We start from the raw sequence: 20,159 nt of genomic DNA, 5'->3' as shown, positions 1-20,159 counted from the left end.
GAAAAGGCCCGGAGCAGTTAAGAGCAGGGATCAATAGGTGGCATTGCCTATAGCGCGTATGTCTATATTGTATTTTGTTTTGAAATGGTTAACCAGGATATCATACTTCTGCTTTATCAACGGATACGTGAGATAAGATTGCAGCTGGGCATCCGTTCTTTGCGTAAGGTTAAATATAAAGGAATTGATATCGTTCGTTCTGGCAGTGGTCCATGAAAAGGTGCCGTTATGCCATTCAGTGGGTACGCCACTCACTGCATTATAACCGTTGGGTAAAAAACCCTTCTGGCGGTAAGCATCCACATTTGCAGGATTTGCCGCATTCAATGGCAGGGCAGGTGCTGCGACAGTGTAATTGCTCACATTATAAAATGAGGCAGGTACATCCAGTATTTTACTGTTGATGTAATAGTTCCAGATCACACCTGTGAGCAGATTTTTCTTCGCCAGTTTCTGTGCAGGTGTGAGCGTACGCAGTGAACTGTTCATGCCTGCAAAAGTGATGGACTTACCTACTACTTTATAATCGAAGTACAGGAACTCCATACCCGGAGGCCATCCTGTGCCACTTCTGCGTTGTTTGATCGTATCTGCCATCAGCACCCTGTAAGGCACGCCCGAGCTTTTCTTAAATGATTCCGGCAGGAATTTCAGCCATATATCATCCAGGAAACTGAGCATATCCCCCACATAAGCAGGGTTGCCCAATACCACAGAATCTATCTTTGAATTTCCTGTGCTGGTAGCCTGCGTCCATTCAAAATCCTTCTGTGTAAATACATACAGGAAATACGATCCGTAATTATCATAGAGTTGCTGAATTTTAGCATTTGCTTCCGTGGAGGCATTCCCTTGTGGCAGAACATAATCCACTTCTATGGGTATAGGTGCACCGGGCTCTGCATCCTTTTTGCAGGAGAAGAGGAACAGGCAGCCGACGATAAATATCTTCTTCATGTTATTGAAAATTAGTTATGAAACATTACTGTCCTACCCTGTCTGGCATACTGCCGGAGGGGTTCTGCTTTAAAGCGGGGTTCCTCAGCAACAGGCTGTTCGGGAAAGGCAATACATACATCGGATCTTTTGCGGCAAGTGTGTAATGCACGACAGGTTCTGTCAATTCATTCTGATAACGGTGCGTGATGGCAGGCATCCCATAACGGCGCAGATCGAACCAGCGGAAACCTTCGTGGCAGAATTCTTTACGGCGTTCATTCCTTACGGCCTGCAGCAGGTCAGTTTTATTGATGATGCTGGTATCCCTGTAACCAACAATACGGGTACGGCGCAGATCGTTCAGGTCTTTCATGGCTTCAGGCAGTTTTTCCAACTGTACATTGGCTTCAGCCCTGTTTAAAACAGCTTCCCCCGTACGAACCGATTGTACCGGGTCTATGGTGCTCAGCAGCATTTTAGAAAGGAGCGGGTAAAAGCTCTGCGGCTGAATAAGGAAGCCATATTTCCAGCGTACATCCGTTGTATCGAACATCGCACGGAACTCTGCTGAAGGAATATAGGTACTTTGATTCGCCTGTGGACTGCCACCAAACATCCATTCCACTTCAGGGTTGGCATAAGTGAGCCAGGAACTGGCAGGAGCCTTTGTGAGATCGTTCAGCATGCCTCCCTGCTCAAAAACCTTATCCGCCTCTGCTTTACATTCTGCCCATTTCTCCATATGGAGGTATACCCTCGATAACAGGATGTGAATAGCCGGCTGGTTGATATGGAAATCCCTGCGAACAATAGGCAGCGGGTCCATTAACCGGGATGCTTCCTTCAGATCGTTCACGATGGTTTCATATACCTGTGCAACAGTGGCCCTTGGCATATTCTCTGCCACCAGCCCGGAAGTTAATTTTAATGGAACACTCAGCCCTGCCGGGTTACTGTTATAGGGTTCTCCATATAAGTTCACCAAACGGAAATAATAAAAGGCGCGAATAGCCAGCGCTTCTGCCCTTACCCTGTCTTTTTCCGGCTGGCTGCCGATAGCATTATTGATATTATCCAATACCGCATTACATCCCTTTATCCAATCATAGTGGCGGTAGTATGCGGTGGAAGCCGGATCTTCACTGATAAGGTCTCCCAGTCCATTCCTGTCTCCCAGCCTGGGCTGCCAGGTATAAAAGAGGAAGTTGATCTTAGCAGTGGAACTACCTACCGGTGAACCATTACCATTTCCGTATTCAATGAAAAAATCCACATCATCATCCATGTAATAGAGGAAGTTGATGGGTTCTGTAGCTGGCATATAACCAGAGCCCATCAGCAATTCCCGGAAGTCCACCGTAGTTTTAGGGATCACCTCACTCTGGGATTTTTCTTCCAGGAGTTTGGAGCAGCTGCTTAAAGCAAGCAGGCCGGTGATGAAGGAGAGATAGCATATTTTATATTTCATGCGCTTCATGATTAAAATGTCATATTAAAAGATAATGATGCCATCCTGCGGGCAGGCCATCCGGCTGTTTCCGGATCATACCCTCTCCATGCATCATCAAACACCACCAGGAATGGATTGGTCATACTGAGCGATGTGCTCAAACGTTTTATATGCATTGGCTTCAGCATCTTCTGTGTAAATTCATAATTCACACCTATGGAACGGCAGCGGATAAAATCAGCACTGGCCGTCATGATATCAGATTGATTATACAATTGATAAGGTGTAACCGGTACCGGGTTCAGCAGGGGCAGATTGAATTCAAACCTGCGGGGATTACCAGGAGGAATAGAAGGGATATTGGTGTATTGTTCATCACCAGGTTGTTTCCAGCGGTCCTTCAATGCCCTGGGAACATTCTGTTCCGGTGTAGGCGCACCAGTGTTATTGTAATAAAGCGGCAGACGTTTGGTTGCCCCGAATGCCATAGCAAACTGCGCACTCAGTGAAATGTTCTTATACCTGAGCATCGTATTAAAACCACCTGAAAAGTCCGGTTCCAGCTTACCGGTCTTCACCAGGTAATCCAGATCGTTCTGTGTTGGTTTAATATCCATGTATCTGAAAGTGGGGCGTCCGTTCGTGTGGTCAAGGCCCGCATATGCAAAGGAGTAGAATGTGGAATAAGATTCTCCATTCACAATCGCCGTTCCGTTCAGATAATCTTCTCTTGTATTCACCCTTTCGTTCTGCTTCAGTATATTCCTGGCAAGACCGGTATTAACAGAGAACTGCCAGCTGAAATCTTTTGTACGTACAGGTATCAGGCTGATGATCAGATCATATCCTGTATTCTCCATCAGGGAACCGAATACGATCGCTGAATTCATCCCATTCTCCACTGGTACCTGGCGGGATGCGAGTATATTACTGCTCTTTTTATACCAGTTGGCGGTTGCATTAAAGCGGCCATTCCACAGGGAGAAATCAAGCCCCAGGTTCCAGGTCTTTGTTTTTTCCCAACCCAGATCAGGATAAGGCAGGGATTTGATCCTCAGGGTATATTGCCTGAAGATCTGGCTGAGCCCGCCATCTGTAGCAATGAGGTAAGGCGATACCGCTTCTACGGCATTTCCCTGGTAACCATAAGTGGCAGACAGGTCAAATGAATTCAGCCATTTCACCCTTTGCAGGAATTTTTCATTACCAACACGCCATCTTCCACCCACAGACCAGGTTGGCTGGAACCTTTTGTTCTTATCCTGGCCAAAACGGTTGGATGCATCCAGCCTTCCGTTAAAGTTGATGATATAACGCTGATCAAAACCATATACAGCAGAGAAGTATTCACTCAGGTAATTACTTTCCTGGTTAACGATCCTTGAATTCAAACGCATGGATTCATGCAGGTTTTCCAAACCGCTGTTCACAATAAAAGTGGGTGCAAGCGGAACGGGTGCATAACTTTCTCCACGGTAACGCAGGTAACCGTAACGCGTAGCCGTGTTGCCCTCTGCAAGGGAAGACCTTGCTTCTACCCCTCCCTGCAGGATCATGTTGTGCAGGTTGCCAAACTGTTTGTTATATACGAGGCTGTTCCTGAAAGTATACCCTTTATTATTGGCGCTTTCCAGCTGTGCCAGGCCACCAAAAGGCAGGCGGCTGCTCAGCTCTTCAGGGGAATTGGATGGTACGCTGCCAAATTCATATCCTCTTTTTTGCGTGATGAAATAAGATAATTCAGTAGCATAGGATTTTACATTGGAGGCAGCGGTGGTATAAGACAGCAGTCCCTGGTATTCCAGTCCTTTCAGCACCTGCAACCTTACATCAACAGTGGAAGAAAGTGTGGTAGTGGTATTCTTTGTACCTGTGTTACTAATTTCGTTCTGAATATTATACAGGTAACTGTTTTTATTAGGAACTGCTGTACTGGCCTCACCTCTCTTCTCATGATAGAAAAGTGTTCCATCATCGTTATACATCGGAATGGTCCTGGAAGTACTATAGGCATAATCAAATGGGCTCACACCATAAGTAAAACCATCTGTTTCCCGGATACTTCCATTCAGCATCAGGTTTACGGTAAGGCGGCTTCCAAACCGGAGCGTTGTATTCGAAGATGCGGTGAAAGATTTCAGATCATTCCCTTTCGCTTCTCCTTTCTGCTGCTGCATGCTAAAGGAAGTTCTGTTCACGATCTTATCCGTACCGCCGGAAATGCTCACGTTGTGATTCTGATTAAAAGTATTGCGGAACAATGCACTGAACCAGTCTGTATTCTGGTTTTCCATCTTCCTGTACTTTTCCGTGTATGTAGCAAAATCTATCGTTTTATCCTGTAACTGCTGGATCAATCCTCCATAACCTATTGGCAGTACCTCATAGGTATAACTGTCGCGGCCCTGGTATACCTCTTTGGAGAACTGCATCAGCTCCTGTGAGTTCATCAGGTCGTACGTACCATATGTGGGCCTTTGGCCAACGGAAAAGTTACCGCTATAGGAAACAGATAACTGACCCGGCCTTGCTTTTTTAGTAGTGAGTACAATCACGCCGTTAGCTGCCTGCGAGCCATAGATGGCAGTAGCGGAAGCATCTTTCAATACAGTGATACCATCAATATCGTTAGGGTTCAGCCAGGAAATAGCATTGGAAGCGATCAGGCGTAATTCTCCCGGATCTCCTGCCAATGCTCCGCTACCACTGGGAATAGGCAAAGGATCGCGCTGGATCACACCATCCACTACCCAAAGTGGTTCCTGGTTTCCCAGGATAGTGGAAGTACCACGGATACGGATCTTGGGAGTAGCACCCACCTGACCGGATTGCACCATTACAGACATCCCCGGCACCACACCCTGTAACATCTGATCAATGCTGGTTTCACCACCTATCTTTATATCGTCTGCCTTCACGGAATAAACAGCGCCCACATACATGCCCTTGTTCACGTTCATGTAACCTGTTACCACCACATCCTGCATCTCCAGCTCTTTTTTATTCAGCGTTACATTGATGCTCACAATGTTCCCTTCTGAAGCCTTTACACCGCCGGATTGTGCGTTATTAACGGCATAAGCAGTATACCCTTTATTTGTTTTGCGGATCCCTATTTCCATGGTTTCGTAACCCAGCATGGAAATGATCACAACGGCGTTTTCCGGAACCCGCAGAAAGGAAAATTCCCCACCGGGGCCTGTACTGGTTCCGCTACTTGTATTTTTAATACGCACGGAAACACCCTGCAGCACTTCTCCGGCAGCTGAGCGCACCACCCCTGAAATTTCGGCTGGCGGAGCCGGAATTTCCAGGAAGTTAACCTGTGGCATCACCTTACGGGAGAGTACAATCGTTTTATCTTTGATCAGGTAAGTAACAGGAAAGTCTTTCAGCACCACATCCAATAAGTCTCTCAATGGCATATCACGCACGGAAAGTGATACATGCTGTGCATCGTTGACAGTGTTGGTATTGCTGAAAACAACATAACCTGTTTGCTGCTTGATAGCAGTAAATATTTTCTTTAAAGGGATCTCTTTACCGGATAGTGTAACGGTTTGTGCAAGGCCCGAAGCATTTGCCTGCAACATAACGGCTGTTAATAAAATGACAGTAAGTCGCATAGCCAACAAGATTTTGGTAAGGGGCCCATGTTCCCCCGGACGATCGGGTGGGCAATAGCATTTTTTTTGCATAAATTGCAAGAGATTTGGTTGTTAATAAATGTGAATAGCAATAAACCGTTTAGAGACCAACTAAGTCGTACACCGTCATGGCCGCAATCCGTGACGGTTTTTTTATCCAATAGCTGGCCCATCTATCTACTAGTTAGGGATAGTCAAATACAGCCTTTTCTGTAATTTTTTTAGGTATTTATTTATTCAGCACGATCAGTTTGCGCCCTTCTACCCTGAAATCCACTTCTGTTCTTCTTAATATCTCCAGCAGGTCCGCTAATGCTATTTGCCTGCTCATTTCGCCGAGGAACCGGATATCCGGTATTCCATTCTCGTATACAACATCTATATTATACCAGCGTTCAAGCTGTCTCATGACTTCTTCTAAATGTGCGCCCTCAAAGTTGAACAGCCCGTTCTTCCAAGCCATTATTTTTTCCAGGTCTTCATTATTGAGCACCTGTATGTCCTCTGTGGTTTTATGCATACCGATCCTTGCCTGCTGACCAGGTTTCAGGATCACACCATCTGCCCGCGCTGAAGAGGGGATCGCTACTTTCACGCTTCCATTCAGCAGGGTTGTATTAATGGCATCTTCATTCTCGTAGGCATTTACGTTAAACAACGTGCCTAGTACGCTTATTTCTGCTTTATTATTGACGGTTACGAGGAAAGGTTTGCCGGCATCTTTTGCTACTTCAAAACATGCTTCTCCGAAAACTTCCACTTTACGTTCGTTTTCGGCAAATACGGTAGGATAACGAATGGAGCTGGCAGCATTCAGCCAGACTTTTGTGCCATCCGGTAAAGTGACCCGGAACTGCCGTCCCTTGGGTGTGGTCATTTGATTGTACTGCACACCGGATGCATTTTCCCTGGCGGGATCGTAGATCAGTTGCCCGTTGGACAGTACAACTGAAGTGCCGTTCTGTTGAGCAATAACACCATTGCCAAGACTATCCAGCACTACCTCCCGGCCATCTGCCAGCGTAAGGATGGCACCTTCTTTACCTGGAGCGATTGTTACATGATCCGCCACTGCAACTACGGGCGGCTGCTTTAGCTGATCTGTCATCAGCAGGTAGGTGCTTCCTGCAAGGAGCAATACGGCTGCGGCTGCAGCCCATTTCCACCTGCTGTGTACGATCCTGGCCGGTTGATGAACAGGCGGACCGAATGCCGGCACCTGCTCCCGGATCTTAGCAGAGATACGATCTGAATCATATGCATAGAAACGATGCAGGTTAGCCAGCAGCTGCTGCTGGTCGTTGATCTCTTCAAAGAGTTGGCGGTTATGTTCGGATGAGTTGATCCACTCTTCCAATGCGCTATTCTCTTCAGCATTCAGGCTATTCCGGAGATGTTTGCCGATGAGGCCGGCTATGTAATGAATGTTTTCAGTCATGCTTATACTACTAAAACAACTAACTCTTCTTTTTATACCGCCCCCTTTCAAAAAAAAATTTACCGCTGGAGCAGGAATAGTGCAAAAACAAGCCCTGGCAGGGAAAGGAGCTCATTTTTCAGGAGGGCGGTGCGGAGCAGGCTTATCCCTTTTGCCTTTTGATTCAAAACCGTCTGATAGGCCATATTTAACTCCTCCGCTATTTCCTGCGCCTTTTTTCCTTCAACAACAGACAGGCGGACCACCTGGCGGCATTGCGGAGGCAGTTTCTCGATCTCCCCGAAAATAACCTGCATCACTTCTGTTTTGATATAAGCGTTTTCTGCATCTATTGTAAAGCGTTCTGCCCCTCTTTCTATGGAGTGATGGATGTCGTCGTGCCTTTTTTGTGCCTTAAGATAATTGAGTGCTGCGTTCTTTGCTGCTGTGAAAAGAAAGGCCTTCAGCTGGCCAAGTGTGGGGAAGTGTTCTTTTCTTTGGAAAGCATTAATAAAGCATTCGGAAACGATATCTTCCGCAGCCATGGTATTGGAAATAAGCTGTTCTGTAAAAAAGCAGAGCGGCCGCATATATAACTCATAGATCTGGTGCAGTGCTTTATGTTCGCCCTGCTGAAAAGATGAGATCAGCGCCCTTTCCTCATATGCCTGGTTGATTGACAATACTCTGTTTTAGATATATTCTGCTAAACTATAAAAACTAATCTAAGAAAATGAATTATATTAAGGTGCTATGCAACTGACCACCGATATATACCGGCGAATTGCCGCAGCCAAGGTTTTTATTGACAAAAACTATCATACGTCAATTGATCTTGAACAGATCGCCAGGCAGGCCTTTCTATCCAGGTTTCATTTCCACCGCCTCTTCACCCGTATCTATAAGAAAACGCCGCATCAGTATGTAACGCAGATCCGGCTGGAGGCAGCAAAGGTATTACTGGCGAAAGAGGGTATCAGCATCGCCGATGTCTGCAACAGTATCGGTTTTGAGAGCCATGGCTCCTTTAGCTCCCTCTTTAGCAAACAAAGCGGATATTCACCACAATACTACAGGAACATCGCCTGGTTGAAAAAGAAGCTGGCAAAGGAACAACCAAAACAATTTGTTCCCCATTGCTTCATTGAGCAATTTAAAGTAGACGGTCCCATATAAAAGCAATATTCAAGAAACCGCTTATTATACAGGTACTTACCTTCGGTATCTAAATCAATGAATATGATCACTAAATTCTCACACACCACCCTTTTTGTAAAAGATCAGGCAAAGGCTTATGATTTTTATGTGAACACGCTGGGCTTTAAGGTCAATACAGACGTTCCTATGGAAAATGGCTATCGCTGGCTCACTATTTCTCCCCCGGATCAGCCCGATCTGCAAATTGTACTGATGGAAATACTGCACAGCAGCATGAAAAAATCCGCCACTTCCCCCGAAGGATTGGATGAAGAAAGTCTGGAAGCCTTCAGGGTATTATTGAATAAAGGAATACTCGGCGCAGGTGTGATGACCACTACTGATTGCCGTGCCACTTATGAGGAATTAAAAGCAAAAGGCGTTCAATTCAAAAGCGAACCTAAAGAACAGTTCTATGGAATAGAAGCAGTGATGTTTGATGGATGCGGCAACTGGTTCAGTGTAACACAACCTAAATCCATGTAGTGATGGCCGTCAAAAGATTACAGGAATAAAAGGGTATGGACGAGCCAGCCAAAGTTGCAGGGCAAACTATTGCAAAGATTAAATAAAAAAGGGGAGCACCTTGCCCCCCTTTCTGATATCAATTCACTTGTATCATTTCAGCTTCACTCAGCTTCCACTGGTTATCATAGAAACCAGACATCTTCACTTCATCCACGCCCGTCATCAGCATTTTGGCATCATAGATCATGAAGTCCGGGAAACCGCTGGCTCCGGCAAAATACTGGTTTGCATAGGCTGCTTTCATGCCGGTTAAACCGCTTCCGCTTACAACTGCAACAGAGGCTGTATTAGAACCCACGAGCGGCCAAACAAAGCATGCGCTGATCGCTTCACCTGTCCATTGTTTGCTGCCAGCAGTTACTTTATTGCGTTCCACCTGTATGGGGCAATTAGCTAACAGCATGTTCCATGCTTTGTTGATGCTTTTATTTCCATAAATGATCACACCTCTGTCTTTGTATCTATCCGGTGCATATTCTTTATCTGCAATAATATCTACTGCTCCGTTACCACGGTAATACCAGGTTTCAGCATCGTACCTTGCTTTATTGAAACTCCATTCATTCTCCTCGCGTGATCCGCCTGTGCTGTATACAAAAACCATCCTGTTGTTGAATGCATCCTTCAAAGTACCATAACGGTGCGGCCCTTTTTCAGCAAGGGAAACCTGCTGATGCACAGCCCATTTTCCATTTGTATTCAGCAGGTAAACCGGGCCATTGTTTTTACAGGTGAGCTCTGTTCCATCAATACTCACTTTCACATCTGATCCGGCAGTAAAATCATTGAGGTCAAGTTTCAGCAGGCGCACGTTTTCAGTAGTACCATTAATGGTTTTGCCACCCCTGTTCCTGTTAAGTTTTATACGGCTGTACTGTAAAGGATGTTCCTGCTGTTGTATAGCTGCCCAACGGAAGGAAGAAGAAATGCCAGGATTGGAAGTAATAAAATCGATCACATTCACCGCTGTATCTACAGGCCGGTTATGCCATTTGAAGAAATCGAAGATGGGTTTCCAGTCTACGCTGATATCACCGAACCAATGTTCTCCTCCGGGATATTCATAATAGCTGAGGTCTGTATGGAATCCACTCAGCAAGCCGCGCATTTGCCTTGCATAGTTAACAGATACGGTACGGTCTGCATCCCCATGAAAAACATACACACCCAATGGTTTATAGTTTTGTACCAGTTTAATTACATCACTTTGATTACCGGAACGCAGCAGCATTTGTTCCATCGGAGAATTGCTGCTGTCAGGGATCAACCCGTCCGCAGATCCATATCCTTTCAGCGTGGGATATCCTGCGCTGGGAGCAATAGCGGCCCATTTATCAGGATAGGTGGCGCCAAGGAACCAGGTACCATGGCCTCCCATAGAGTGACCGGTAAGGTAGATATGTTGAGGGTCCGGCTGGAATTTATTGCGTGCAATACTCAATACTTCCAGTGCATCCAGTCTACCCCAGTCTTCCCAGTTGAATCCCCTGGGCCTGCGGTTGGTAGCTGCTACCAGTGTTCCCCAATCTTTAGACTGGTAAGCCCTGGCCTGCCCGATCGCTTCCACACCTGCACCGTGTACGGAAAGGAATAGTGCTGCTCCTTTTTTAGTACCATTTACCTGCGGCGCCACTGCAAAGTATTGCAGGCTTCCATCTATTTCACTGATAAAGGTGCTGCTATATTTATCCGCAGCGGTAACTGCTTCCACTGTTATCTTCTTTTCATCCACTACTGCATTCTTATCCAGCAAAGCGATACTGCATTCCGGTTTTCCTGCTGCATTCACCCCACTGCCATCAAAAGAGAACGGCACTTTCCGCGACGACATGGGAGGGATAGCAGGAATAGTTGTGGTAACCTGCCTGCCCTGTAATGTAACACGGTATTGCAGGCCTTTCCATTCTTTGGAAGAAGTATTCATCACTACCACTGCTCCCTGCAGCACATCATTCTTGTCCCCGATCACAATAGCCGGCATGGTAGGATCTTCTGTAATAAGTTGCAGGGGTTTGGACGGGAAGCTGAGGCTGGCCGTGATCATAGCACCGCGTACATAGATCTCATTGAGGCCTTTCTTCAATTGTACAGGGATATATAACCAACCGGAACCATAAGGGTCGCCGGTATGCGGCTCCCCGTTAAAATATAATCCGCTGTTCCCTTTAATATTCAGGAGTGCAGGGCCTGCTTTCCCTGATTGATAAGTAAGATAGATATAAGCCCCTCTTCCAAAAGCCCCTCTTCCTCCGCCACGGCGGAACAGGCGGTTGGCACTGTCTGCAGTAACAGCCTGCCATACCAGTGGCTGACCATTATCTCCGTTGCCAAAGGTACTGCCTTCTGTTGGTGCTTTTAATTGATCTGTATAGAGCTGGTAAGCCAGGTGATCTGTGTAGATGGCCTCTCTCCCGTAACGCTGAGGGCTGGTAACGATCAACCCCTGCTTAAACTGATAGGTATCCTGGGAAAAAGCAGGAGCTTGCATGCATGTTAAAACAAGCAGCAACGCGTATTGTAACTTATTCATGTAAAAGATAGATTAATGGCGAAGAGAACTGCTATTCGGAAAACTCCTTCACCTTTATTTTTTTACGATTGACCTTGTATTCCTTTACTTTATTCTCCATCACCAAAGCAACGGCCCCTATCAGCTCCGCATGGTAACCTAATGTTGAAATGGCGAGCGTAGTGTTGGCCGCAAGCCGGGGAATAGTATGTTCATTCAATGCCTGCTGTACAGGAGCCTGCCATACTTTACCGGCTAAAGTGCCACGCCCGCTCAATACCACACATTCCGGGTTCATCAGGTGGATAAGGATAGCTACTGCTTTTCCGATATCATAACCGGTATGCGATACCAGTTCTATTACATAACGGTCTCCTTTATGGATCGCCCTCACAATGGCTTCCCAATCCGTTTCCGGATGGCCGCTTGGGAATTTAGCCCCTAACGCAGAAAGACCACCGGACTTTAAGCCCTGCGCCGCCTTTTCTATCACCACCAACAGGGAAGCCTCGGTTTCAAGACATCCGCTTTTACCACAACTGCATAATTTATTGTTATCGAAAATGGGAATATGACTGAACTCCCCGGCAAAACCATCGTGGCCACGGAACAGTTCACCATTCAATATCATTCCCAATCCAATACCCCATCCAATGTTCACCACCACGGCATTCTTCTTCTGACGGGCAGCTCCGAAATGGAATTCTGCCAATGCGATCAGACTGGAATCATTATCTATATATACCGGGAGGCCCAGTTCATCCGTCAGGTATTCTGTAACTGTTTTATTCCCGGCGTGCAGGAAAGAATAGTTGATGCCGTTCTTAAAGTCCACAAAACCCGGCATACCTATCCCTGCCCCCACTATCTTTTTCTTGTCCACCCCGGATTCACGGATCACTTCGCTCATTTTTTCCGCCAGCCTTACAATGGCATCCGGATTATTATTAAGGGGCAGTTCAAACTCTTTAACGGGGGTAACCGCCTTATTTTCAATATCCATCAGGGTGATGCGGGTAAACATCTGGTCCATGGATACAGATAAAATATAAATAGCATCGGGCCGCAGGGCATAAATAACAGGGCGCCTTCCACCACTGGAAGGAGCATACCCGGACTCCGCAATAGAGCCATCTATTATCAGATCATCGATCACCTTCATTACGTGCGGGATGCTTTTGCCCATGCGCTCACTCAGATCAGTAGATGAAAGCTTACCTGAAAAATAAAATTCTCTTAGGGCCAGTGTCTTATAATAATTTTTATTTACCATATGCACCTATCTCTATACTTTGTTTATAAAAAACACATTATGTTCTGGCAAAAAAACAATTAAATATTCCCAAATGCAAACACGCCCAAAATAATTACAATATTAAATTTTCACTAATCTAATCCAGTTCTATTGATTCATCGCCTGTTTGATACTGTGCGTAGATCAACAGGAGTGTAAACATCTCATCTTTTGAATTCATGCTCCCTTCTGAAAACACCATCTTAGGCGGGTTACTCGGGTTTTGCGGATTGTTCTTCGTATTGTCGTAAGTTCCTTTCATAAAGATCATGGAGTTCCGGGGGATCTTCACCGGCTTTTTGAACCGGTATAGTTCCTGCCAGCGGAAATCCCATTGTGGTATATTTATTAACCTGATAGTGTCACTTGCCGGTGTAACCACATATGCTTCAAAGGATTTGCCAAGAAAATGCATGTGTGGCCAGACATATAAAAGGGATTGCTCCTCGGGTGTTCTCATTTTCAAGGTGAAGGTCCTTTCCTCATTTGCCGGGATCATGAAGATGGGATCAATATCCCGTTCCCCTACTCCGCCTGATCCCAGGCTGATGATCCGTACCTGCCTTTTTACAGGTGCATCTTTAAAATACAGGTTCACCCCAATCACAGATTCTTCATTGGCTGCCACTGCTGCATAATGCGTAGTGAAGATCATTACGCCCCTTTTGGGAAGCGTCCAGCCAAATTCCTTTGGATAGTATTCTGCTGAAGATCCGGGGATCCAACCAGTATAATAAACCATTTTCCTTTTATAGTGGTCAAAGGCTCCCCTGTTCATTCGGTCTTCATCTGTGTTTATCAGGCTGATGCCGGCATTCAGGTCAATATCGCTATCAGGCACATCATAGAATCCATAATTGATATGATGTATGATCTTTCTGTTGTTGGTCACAAACTCCACTGCTTCAATGCTTTTTTCAGCCGGCAGATCAAAAGGGACTTTGAATTCTATGAACCGCTCCTTGTTATCTCCTTTTACCAGGAAGGGTGTAGGGTATTTCAATACCATGTCCGGAGCGCGTTTGTTAGCAGCAGTATTCACTACTTGCTTTTTAGGCGCATTCCCTTTCGGTGCTTTATTATCGATCCAGGCAAGTATCTTCGTTTTCTCGGCTGCTGTTAGCCCACGTTGATTGGCAAAACAGGAATAGGAAGTATCCGCCCGCCATGGTGGCATATAACCTGTGGAAACCACTTCCCTGATAAAATTAAGACGTTTGGTAAAGTCCTCGTACTTCAAAAGCGGGAAAGGCCCCGCTTCCCCGGGTCTGTGACAACCGGAGCATTTACTTTGTAGTATTGGTTCTACATCATGGAAAGTTTGTCCACGAAGACCTACAAACGCGCAGCTGAATAATATCGTGATTAGAACTCTCCGCATAGGGTCATTTATTACTGATAAAGCAACCGACTGCTTTGGTTTCAGAAGGGCTAACTTCTTTATGTTGTAAATAGTTATCGATCGCATTACGCAGGTAATGCTGATCTGTTTGCCGTTTCTTTTTGCCTAAGCTGATGGCCCAATCATCGATGGCGCCTTTGTACAAAAGAACGGCTTTACTGTCATATAAAAAAACTTCTGGTGTAATGGTGGCATGGGTGTAATGAACAAGTACGCCCTTCTTATCGCGCAAAAGCGGGAATCCGATGGCGTACTTGTTTTTAAATGAAACTATTTCATGTTCACTGTAATCAACTGCGTTCGGGAGAACGCCTATAATCTGCAGGAGCTCTTTCCTGCTTTTTTGAATTTCGTTCAAAACCAGTGTATAGTTCTGGCTAAGGGGGCAATCCGGGGAAAGGAATACAATGGCTGTCAATTGTTTATTGACACCTGATAAAGGAAGTGATCTACTACCGACAGTTGCGCTTACTTTAATGTCCTGCTGCGCATGCAACGATAAAAAGGAGAGGCAGCAGCAGATAACAAAAAGAGGCTTCATGGAAAACGATTTATTATGGCATTTCTTATTTTAAGATACAGTGAATTCAGACCATGCGATCTGAATTCACTGTATAAGATAATCAACTATTTTTTATCCCACCAAACTCTTCCGGTGATATCTGTCAGATCTCCGAATTCAGGATCTGCCTGCATCGCTGCAACCGAGGCCTTCCTGTTTTCGTAGTTAAAATCAGAGATAGGAGGAAGGAACACGCTCCATCTTCTTGGCATCGCAACTTCTGTACCATTGAACCTGATCTTTTCAGCCTGGAACACTACACCAGTTTGGCTGGGGAATCCTGTTCTTTTCATCAGCGCCCAGCATTCGTTAGGATTTCTCCAGAAATTGAAGAATTGCTGAATACAGATCTGTTCGATACCTTTTGCAGCATTGTAAACGATATCCGGATGATTCTTGTAAGCGTTCACTTCTGCAGGTAATAAAGCAGTGTAACCTTTTACGTTCGCCTCTTTACCCCACTGATCATAATCTGCCAGCGAAGCCTCGATACCCTTGTTATACCAGTCAGCTGCTACCTCTGTAGTAACACCTCTTGCAGCCAGTTCAGCTCTCATGAAACACACATCTGCATAGGTGATCACAGGATAATTCACCTGACCAGCCCCTACCGATGAATTGAACATAGCCTGTTGCATATAGGATACATAGGCTATGCTGCCCGTGATAAAGTTGAAATAGAATTTTGTAGCTGCCTCGCCAACAGCATCAGGACTGGTAGGCCGCCCACGATATTCCTGGTATACTTCACCCGGCGCAATAGTACCGTTAGCCTGGTAGGTATCGAACTGTGCTTTGGTAAGTGCTACTTTTTCATACAGTATCCTCATACGGGGATCTGTTGTTTTGTACATAAAGTCTATTGAAGCTTTTTGGCCGGATAAACCTGTTGCCAGGTTATAGTTACCACCATTAGCCACGCCGGAACCTCCTTTGAAATTCCAGTTAGCGGCCCTGCTGTTGATAGGCCCTACGTTATCTGCCAGTACTTCATCAATGATCGCCTTAGCAGCGGCAGGTTTTCTTTTTAACATGCGCATAGCTATCCGCATCCTCAGGGAGTTGGCAGCCATGATCCAGTTGGTAGATTCAGTACCAGTACCACGGAACCACAGGTCAAATGTACCCAGTTTATCCTGCTCAAGCGGGAAGGTTTGCTTCAATATGGCCACACTTGCTTTCAGCTGATTGTTCAGGGTGTCGAAAAGCGCCTCCTGTGTGTCGTACTTCGGTGTTAAATTCGCAGGAGTGGTATATCTCGCCTGGAATGCCTCTGAATAGGCAAGACTTCCCATGATATCGGATACATTAAATGCGGCAAATGCCAATGGGATATAAGTAATAGCCCTGATATGGTGAAGCTTTTCCCTGGCTTCGCCCGACCTTTTGTCTATAATCTTCCTTGCATCAACCATCGCACCACCGGCTCCCATTGTTTCCCTTGTATACAGGTTTTCATACCTGTAAGGATAATTGGAAGCTGAAGTGGGGGTTCTGAAACGGGTGATAATACCGCCATTGCCACCTAGTGGTACCCAGGCACCAATCCAGTATTCGATATTACGATGGTAATCATAGAACGCTTCAAAATCGTTTGTATGCAGTGCCTGTGCAGCCACAGGAAAGAGTGTTCTAACGTCAATCTGCTCTACTTCAACCAGGTCCGGATCTGTATTCAGGTCCGCATATTTATCTCGGCTGCAGGAAGTTGCCAAAAGTGCCAGCAGGCAACCGGCTTGTAATAATGTCTTCCTCATAATAATATTTTAAATAATTCTGATTGTTAAAATTGCTATTGTTCTCAACCGCGCCATCTATGTTCTTAGAAGTTCGCATTGATAGAAAAACCAAACTGTCTGAAGAAAGGCGTACCACCATTCTCAACAAACGCACCGCTACTGGTAGAGCTCAGGTTATCCGGATTCACACCGTCAGGAGCGTTGTTGTATAAGAAGAAGAGGTTACGGCCGATCAGTGAAGCACGAAGATTGTTCAGCTTCAGCTTGCTGGCAATGCCTGCAGGCAGATCGTAAGTAAGTGACAACTCACGCATGGAAACCCATGAAGATTCGAACATACTGGCTTGTCTGATACCAAATTGCCATCCATATGTACGGTCATAATAATCAGCTGCAGAAGTTGGAACGATATATTTTTTAGCGTATGCCTCAGCCACCGTCATACCGGAAACATTATGTTCCACACCATCGCCGCTTCTTTCTTTAGGGATGATGGTACCATTCTGGAATACGCCATTAGGCAGGATACCGTCGTTACGTACACCAGGGTTAGCGGTTGATTTGCTATTGTATGTTAAACCACCCAGGTCGGTTGTACGGCCACCCAGTGTTCTGTTCAGCATACCATATTGAGAACCGAAAGCAAGTGTGGTAGAATAAACATCACCACCGATCTTACTATCCAGGAACACACTTAAAGAAAATCTTTTGTAGTTAAAGGTATTACGCATGCTTCCCAGGAAGTCAGGCAGTGCAGATCCAACAGCAGGGTCTGTATTACCGCCTACTGATGTAGCATATGTACCTGCTCTCTGATAATAGATCACAGGATCGCCCAGATAGCCGTTATTGGGGTTAAAGGTTACTACCGGCAGACCGTTGTTAGCATGGTTGATATTATTGCCGCTGCCATCCTTTGCCTGATAAGTTGCATATCCATAGTTGGACAGAATAGTTCCATAGTCACCTCCTACCATAGCCACGGAGTAGATACCATCTCCACCGTCAAGCATAGCAACTTTAGCATTAAATGGCAAAGAAAGGATGGTGTTCCTGTTGCGTGTGTAGTTCAACACCACATCCCAGGAGAAATCTTTCACTTTTACAGGCGTACCATACAGTTGAATTTCTATCCCTTTATTCCTCACCTTACCACCATTGATCAGTGCTGCTCTTACACCGGATTCAGGAGGAACAGTAAAGTCCTGGATCTGGTTCTTGGAATCCTGTTGATACCAGGTGATATCACCACCGAACCTGTTGGAGAATGCTTTAAATTCTAAACCAGCTTCAATTTTAGCATTGCGTACAGGTTTAAGGTTCAGGTTTGGTAAAGAGCTCGACTGGTAACCGTACTTGAGGATACTTTGACCAGCGTTATCTGTATAAACACCGTAAGAAGTATATAACCCGGTATTTGTTTTATAAGGAGATGTTCCGCCACCTGCTTCCACATAGGAAAAGCGCAGTTTACCAAAATCAATTTGTTTAGGCAGTTTGAAAAGATCGGTAAATACAAAAGCAAGGTCTGCTCCCGGATAGAAATAGGAGTAGTTACCATGCCCGTCGTTATACACGAGCGTACTGTTCCAGTCATTACGGCCGTAGATGTTCAATGTCAGGTAATCCCTGAATCCAATGCTGCTCTGGAAGAACAAAGAAGCCGTCTGTAACTCATTAGGATCTTTCTCTTCTATAATAGCCCTGTTCTTGGAGTTGGAAAGACGGAAGATATCCGGTGTAATAAAACCATCGGTCCTGGCGTTAATACCTGTTTGTTTAGATTGATTTAATTCTCCACCACCTTGTACCAAAAGGTCTACCACTCCCAGTTTCTTAATATAATTCAAACTTCCCCTGTGGCGGAATTGTTTAACACTGGTAGTATTAAAAGAATATTCACCACCGGTAAATCCTACACCTGTTCCTCTTTTCTTGGCAGTATAGTTTGTTTCAAAAGTATTGAGTGAAGTACTTCCTTCAAAACGCAGCCATGGAGTAAGGTCTGCTCTCAGGTTAAAGCTGGCCCTCAGGTTATTTTCCTTTTGCTCATAGTTATTCTGATAAAGTTGCCAGAAAGCATTGTTCACTGCTTCAAGCCCCCTGCCTGTTCTTCCACCAAGCACTGTATCAATATAGTTTTCCTTCCAGTAATTCACATCATAGTTCCGGGGCACCTGGTAAGTGGTTGCATACAAAAGCGCATTACCTCCCTGGAAAGCAGGGTTGAGTGTTTTACTTTGTGTATAGGCTGTATTAACGTCCATCAATACACCTTTTCCGGGACGGTGCGTAGCCCTGAAGCTAAAACTGTTCCTGTCCAGCTTGTTGTTGGGAGTAGCAGAAGTGGCACCGAGATTAGAGAAGGAAAAACGGAAAGTAGTTTTATCATTACCGCCGGAAATACCAATATTGGTATTGCGGTTGATACCGGTTCCGTACATATCCAGTACATCGTTATAACCTGGATTATTAGCACGGTATTTACCAGTGATATCTTTGAACATCTGGCCTTTCATTTCAGGGCCAAAGTTCAGGAAGTCGTTATCAGTAACCAGCAACGTATCGCCAGGTCCGTCTATCCAATCATCTGCATTGATACCAGCACCAAAACGGTCCTGCAGTTTAACTGTTTTATAAGCCCGCTCAAACATCATGGTATGAGAGAAAGAAACACCCAGTCCTCTTTGAGAAAAACCTTTTTTGGTTTTGATCAGGATCACACCATTGGATGCGCGGCTACCATACAAAGCCGTTACCGCACCACCTTTCAGAACAGAGATAGACTCAATATCATCCGGGTTGAGGTCTTTCAGGATGTTACCGAAATCCTGTTCACCACCACGGTTAGGCAGGATCACCTGGTCGTCCATCACAATATCATCTACTACTACCAGTGGCTGGTTGCCGTAGGGGTCCAGGTTGGCGCTACCCCTGATCAGGAACCTCGCAGAAGCCTGCGGGCCACCCACGTTCGGAGAAACCTGTAAACCCGGTACCATACCCTGCAGCGCAGCGATAGGATTTACAGCAGCGGTTTTCCTGATGTCGTCTCCTGAAACCTGGGTAACAGAGTATCCCAGGTTCCTTTTAGCCCTGCTCTCACCAAAACCAGTTACCACAACTTCATTTAAGCTCTTGGAATCTTCCTGAATGGTTACATTAACAGTACCGCCAGTGGCAGGTACTTCTTTCTTTGCAAACCCAATGTATGAAAAAACCAATGTAGCTGCAGGCGCCACAGACAAACGGTAGAACCCGTTAGCGTCTGTAAATGTGGCGTTCTTTGTTCCCTTCTCCAGCACCGTAACCCCAATAACTATCCCACCCTTACTGTCCGTGACAGTTCCGGTAATAGTTTGTTTTTGTTGTGCGAGGAGGGATGACGTACCGCTGAATAGTAGCAACGTCAGCATGAGAAATGCATGAGATGTTCGCATTGCAATTAGAATTTTGGTTTGACTATAAATAAAAA

General features: G+C 45.5%; 13 protein-coding genes. 2 read left to right on the top strand and 11 right to left on the bottom strand.

The window, feature by feature from the left end:
• Positions 1–30: 30 nt before the first annotated feature.
• From BUR42_RS01935 to BUR42_RS01915, 5 genes are all read right to left on the bottom strand, one after another.
• Positions 31–957: a hypothetical protein gene (locus BUR42_RS01935; protein ID WP_074237482.1), complete on the bottom strand. Its 927-nt coding sequence runs from the start codon at positions 955–957 to the stop codon at positions 31–33.
• 25 nt (positions 958–982) lie between these two features.
• A complete protein-coding gene (locus tag BUR42_RS29850; protein WP_200798202.1) occupies positions 983–2,407 on the bottom strand; it encodes a RagB/SusD family nutrient uptake outer membrane protein in 1,425 nt (474 codons plus the stop codon).
• 11 nt (positions 2,408–2,418) lie between these two features.
• Positions 2,419–6,015, bottom strand: a complete 3,597-nt coding sequence (locus BUR42_RS01925; RefSeq protein ID WP_200798201.1) for a SusC/RagA family TonB-linked outer membrane protein — start codon at positions 6,013–6,015, stop codon at positions 2,419–2,421.
• A gap of 250 nt (positions 6,016–6,265) precedes the next feature.
• Positions 6,266–7,474, bottom strand: a complete 1,209-nt coding sequence (locus BUR42_RS01920; protein ID WP_074237479.1) for a FecR domain-containing protein — start codon at positions 7,472–7,474, stop codon at positions 6,266–6,268.
• A 59-nt stretch (positions 7,475–7,533) separates the two neighbouring features.
• Positions 7,534–8,136 carry an RNA polymerase sigma factor gene (locus tag BUR42_RS01915; protein ID WP_074237478.1) on the bottom strand — a complete coding sequence of 201 codons (603 nt, stop codon included), beginning with the start codon at positions 8,134–8,136 and terminating at the stop codon, positions 7,534–7,536.
• A 70-nt stretch (positions 8,137–8,206) separates the two neighbouring features.
• Between BUR42_RS01915 and BUR42_RS01910 the strand changes: the two genes are divergently transcribed.
• Both BUR42_RS01910 and BUR42_RS01905 read left to right on the top strand, forming a co-directional pair.
• Positions 8,207–8,629, top strand: coding sequence for a helix-turn-helix transcriptional regulator (locus BUR42_RS01910; protein ID WP_074237477.1), 423 nt, complete (start codon positions 8,207–8,209; stop codon positions 8,627–8,629).
• A 63-nt stretch (positions 8,630–8,692) separates the two neighbouring features.
• Positions 8,693–9,136 (top strand): VOC family protein, encoded by a 444-nt coding sequence (locus BUR42_RS01905; RefSeq protein WP_074240385.1) that lies wholly within the window; start codon positions 8,693–8,695, stop codon positions 9,134–9,136.
• Positions 9,137–9,254: 118 nt separating this feature from the next.
• Here the strand turns inward: BUR42_RS01905 and BUR42_RS01900 are convergent, their stop codons facing one another.
• From BUR42_RS01900 to BUR42_RS01875, 6 genes are all read right to left on the bottom strand, one after another.
• Positions 9,255–11,708, bottom strand: coding sequence for a carboxylesterase family protein (locus BUR42_RS01900; protein WP_074237476.1), 2,454 nt, complete (start codon positions 11,706–11,708; stop codon positions 9,255–9,257).
• Between the two features lie 31 nt (positions 11,709–11,739).
• On the bottom strand, positions 11,740–12,873 hold the full coding sequence (locus BUR42_RS01895) for an ROK family protein (protein WP_234979588.1): 1,134 nt from the start codon (positions 12,871–12,873) through the stop codon (positions 11,740–11,742).
• A gap of 205 nt (positions 12,874–13,078) precedes the next feature.
• Positions 13,079–14,362: a c-type cytochrome gene (locus tag BUR42_RS01890; RefSeq protein ID WP_074237474.1), complete on the bottom strand. Its 1,284-nt coding sequence runs from the start codon at positions 14,360–14,362 to the stop codon at positions 13,079–13,081.
• Positions 14,363–14,366: 4 nt separating this feature from the next.
• Complete coding sequence (locus BUR42_RS01885; RefSeq protein WP_143197303.1) at positions 14,367–14,924, bottom strand: thioredoxin domain-containing protein; 558 nt, start codon at positions 14,922–14,924, stop codon at positions 14,367–14,369.
• 86 nt (positions 14,925–15,010) lie between these two features.
• Complete coding sequence (locus tag BUR42_RS01880; protein ID WP_074237472.1) at positions 15,011–16,702, bottom strand: SusD/RagB family nutrient-binding outer membrane lipoprotein; 1,692 nt, start codon at positions 16,700–16,702, stop codon at positions 15,011–15,013.
• 65 nt (positions 16,703–16,767) lie between these two features.
• Complete coding sequence (locus BUR42_RS01875) at positions 16,768–20,124, bottom strand: SusC/RagA family TonB-linked outer membrane protein (protein ID WP_084185291.1); 3,357 nt, start codon at positions 20,122–20,124, stop codon at positions 16,768–16,770.
• Positions 20,125–20,159: the final 35 nt, after the last annotated feature.

Origin of the sequence: Chitinophaga niabensis (genome assembly GCF_900129465.1) — a bacterium.
Taxonomy (GTDB): Bacteria; Bacteroidota; Bacteroidia; order Chitinophagales; family Chitinophagaceae; genus Chitinophaga; species Chitinophaga niabensis.
This window is presented reverse-complemented; position numbering and strand designations above follow the sequence as displayed.

What these genes read in the sequence shown, in the direction of transcription:
- BUR42_RS01935 (WP_074237482.1), bottom strand. Translation starts at nt 957, where the DNA reads ATGAAGAAGATATTTATCGTCGGCTGCCTGTTCCTCTTCTCCTGCAAA.
- BUR42_RS29850 (WP_200798202.1), bottom strand. Translation starts at nt 2,407, where the DNA reads ATGAAATATAAAATATGCTATCTCTCCTTCATCACCGGCCTGCTTGCT.
- BUR42_RS01925 (WP_200798201.1), bottom strand. Translation starts at nt 6,015, where the DNA reads ATGCGACTTACTGTCATTTTATTAACAGCCGTTATGTTGCAGGCAAAT.
- BUR42_RS01920 (WP_074237479.1), bottom strand. Translation starts at nt 7,474, where the DNA reads ATGACTGAAAACATTCATTACATAGCCGGCCTCATCGGCAAACATCTC.
- BUR42_RS01910 (WP_074237477.1), top strand. Translation starts at nt 8,207, where the DNA reads ATGCAACTGACCACCGATATATACCGGCGAATTGCCGCAGCCAAGGTT.
- BUR42_RS01905 (WP_074240385.1), top strand. Translation starts at nt 8,693, where the DNA reads ATGATCACTAAATTCTCACACACCACCCTTTTTGTAAAAGATCAGGCA.
- BUR42_RS01900 (WP_074237476.1), bottom strand. Translation starts at nt 11,708, where the DNA reads ATGAATAAGTTACAATACGCGTTGCTGCTTGTTTTAACATGCATGCAA.
- BUR42_RS01895 (WP_234979588.1), bottom strand. Translation starts at nt 12,873, where the DNA reads ATGGGCAAAAGCATCCCGCACGTAATGAAGGTGATCGATGATCTGATA.
- BUR42_RS01890 (WP_074237474.1), bottom strand. Translation starts at nt 14,362, where the DNA reads ATGCGGAGAGTTCTAATCACGATATTATTCAGCTGCGCGTTTGTAGGT.
- BUR42_RS01885 (WP_143197303.1), bottom strand. Translation starts at nt 14,924, where the DNA reads ATGAAGCCTCTTTTTGTTATCTGCTGCTGCCTCTCCTTTTTATCGTTG.
- BUR42_RS01880 (WP_074237472.1), bottom strand. Translation starts at nt 16,702, where the DNA reads ATGAGGAAGACATTATTACAAGCCGGTTGCCTGCTGGCACTTTTGGCA.
- BUR42_RS01875 (WP_084185291.1), bottom strand. Translation starts at nt 20,124, where the DNA reads ATGCGAACATCTCATGCATTTCTCATGCTGACGTTGCTACTATTCAGC.